We start from the raw sequence: 2,361 nt of genomic DNA, 5'->3' as shown, positions 1-2,361 counted from the left end.
CTATTAATCTTAGGCAACTACTTCGCTCTAAAAATAAAAAAACCAGCCGGGTGATGGGCTGGTTGATTAGGGTCTAATAGCTGCTTAGCTGCTTACTTTTTTCCGTAGGCAGCATCGTGGTCTGGCTCAATTAATAACACTCTAAGAAAATGATCCTCTCTAAAGCCAATTCCCCGAATTGATTTGCTAACCCGAAAGGAGTAGAGCGCATCGATACCCTTTGGGGCGGGGACACTATGAATCTTTTCCCATTTGAGACCTTTATCACGGTAAACCTGGTTCCAGCTCAGTTGCGTGATTTTCTCAAAAGTAGCAAAGGCCTTCTCTTGTTCGACTAACTCCAATGTCTCCCAAGCCGATTGAAAGATCGGGCTATTGAGATCAAGCTCAACTAATGGCTCAGGCTTTACGTTTCGTGCCATGCGCTTTAGCCATTTTTAATTTAGAAAGATCAGTCGCTTTTGCCGGGGTTTTTTGTGCCCAAGCTAGAGCGGCCGATAAGTCCTTTTTAACGACAGGCGTATGCATCCAACGTTCATTATCAGGAATAACCGTGGCTGTACGAATTACCCAAACCCCTGGCTCAGGCGTTTCTACCAGTACTTGACGTCCTGCATGCTCTTTACCAAGCGAAATTTGCCCGCTTGATCCAATCGACTTAATAACCTGGTGATCTATGACTGCGCCCATGGCATTCTCCTATATTCATGCTGCATGATTGCATTATAGCATGATTTTTATACAATCGGACTGATGTTTCACCATGACCCAATCCTGGGCAAAGCCCTTGGCTCGAACTCACTTAGATCAGTTCAACGGCATTTCTCTTTTGTTCATCATTTACATCAATGTATCTTTGCGTTACAGCAATCGATCTGTGACCAGCTAAAGAGGCTAAGATTCGAACGCCAATGCCTTTATTAGCCAAAGTTGTAATGAAAAACTTTCTGCCCGAGTGGCTGCTCCCACCGCTAATGCCTACATTCTTATAAAGCTGATGAAACCACACGCATAAGCCATTAGGACTAAAACGTAAGCGATGATCGGTATGAAAAAAGGGAATATCAGCGCCTTTAGCATGCCTTGTGGTGAGGTAATTAGCCAATTCCACCTGCAAACGTTGGGAAACAAAGACGGTTCTGGGATATTTGCCTTTAGTTTGCGCGGCCGATAAACGAATTTCATTCTTAATGGTGCCATCGGGGTTCACTACGTCCCCCATGGTTAAAGATGCGATCTCCGCAACGCGAAGCCCTCCGAGAAAGCTGGTGAGGATGATTGCGCGATCACGCAAAGCGTATTTTTTGGTACTGACGTAATTAAGAACTTGATCAAGTTCTGCTTGAGATAAGGTTTTTGCTTGTGCCATTTGGTTTTCCTGTCATAAATAAAATGTGCGTTTTAAGTATGTTTCCTTAAGCAGGAAAGGTCGACCTCAGTTTGTTTGCTAAGCGTCACTTAACAGGACAAAAAGATCTCCAAGAATCAATGACTTACAAGTTCGGGTTAAGAATATAGTTATTTTCTTAACCCGTATTTGCTTATAAGTATTTAGCAATATTTACTAAGATCTGTCGTCTTTAGGCGACGACCTTAGCTAACACCTCAAATCACTGGATAGCGTACTTTTGTAAATTCTCAAGTGCTTGCTTATGTCCGCCGACAAATACGCCTTTTGTAGACGGTTTTTGAGGGGTATTTAGCTCCGTTTGCGTTGTAGCAATCAGTGCAGGCGTGGGTTTTCCAGGAATTCTGGCAATACAGCTGCGGATAGGCAATTCCCAGTATTCATTGATTCCATAGGCAGAGTCATCAATTTGGATGGTGATTCTGCTGTAGTTCATATCTAAGGCCGCATATCCCTCAATGGCGGTCTTTGAAGCATTCTCGTATCGATATATCCAGCTCATTAAAACTCCATCTTCATTGACTGGTGGGTTGGCTAAGCGATTAGCCATTTCTACATGCACTGGGCTCTTTGGAAAGTGAAACCAGGCTTCAACTTCTTCAAAATCTACTAAATACTTGGCATAAGGACTTGGGATCTCTAATGTTCCGTTGTAAATTGCTTTGCGATATTGACCTTTGCCGAAGGTTGTTCCGTACATTTTGTTTTCCCATAAGCGGGCTGTGATTTCTTTCATTTTTAATCTCCTTGAATGTTGAAAGAAGTCGCGGTGTTGCTTGAGATGCAGGGAGTAGCAGAGACAAAAGATAGTTGCTGTTGCATGAGTTGCTGTTCAGAGCTACTCATTTGTCCCCAATACAGCAACTAACTGCATCTCTTACTGCAACTGCAACTTATTTCTTAATCGCATCTCAATGCAACTCATTACGCGACTCGTAAATATTTAGCCCTTG

At 43.0% G+C, this 2,361-nt stretch carries 4 protein-coding genes; all 4 read right to left on the bottom strand.

The features are described 5' to 3' along the window. Window positions 1–92: 92 nt before the first annotated feature. Window positions 93–422 (bottom strand): hypothetical protein, encoded by a 330-nt coding sequence (locus B7Y67_RS15450; protein ID WP_293599398.1) that lies wholly within the window; start codon window positions 420–422, stop codon window positions 93–95. Then, entirely contained in the window at window positions 400–690 is a 291-nt protein-coding gene (locus tag B7Y67_RS15445; RefSeq protein ID WP_216220103.1) for a hypothetical protein, read from the bottom strand. Before B7Y67_RS15445 ends, B7Y67_RS15450 begins: the two co-directional genes overlap by 23 nt. Window positions 691–802: 112 nt before the next feature. Then, complete coding sequence (locus B7Y67_RS15440) at window positions 803–1,369, bottom strand: site-specific integrase (protein ID WP_293599397.1); 567 nt, start codon at window positions 1,367–1,369, stop codon at window positions 803–805. A gap of 241 nt (window positions 1,370–1,610) precedes the next feature. Beyond that, entirely contained in the window at window positions 1,611–2,144 is a 534-nt protein-coding gene (locus tag B7Y67_RS15435) for a hypothetical protein (protein ID WP_293599396.1), read from the bottom strand. Between the last annotated feature and the right edge of the window lie 217 nt (window positions 2,145–2,361).

The sequence above is a fragment of the Polynucleobacter sp. 35-46-11 genome, from assembly GCF_002281105.1.
This window is presented reverse-complemented; position numbering and strand designations above follow the sequence as displayed.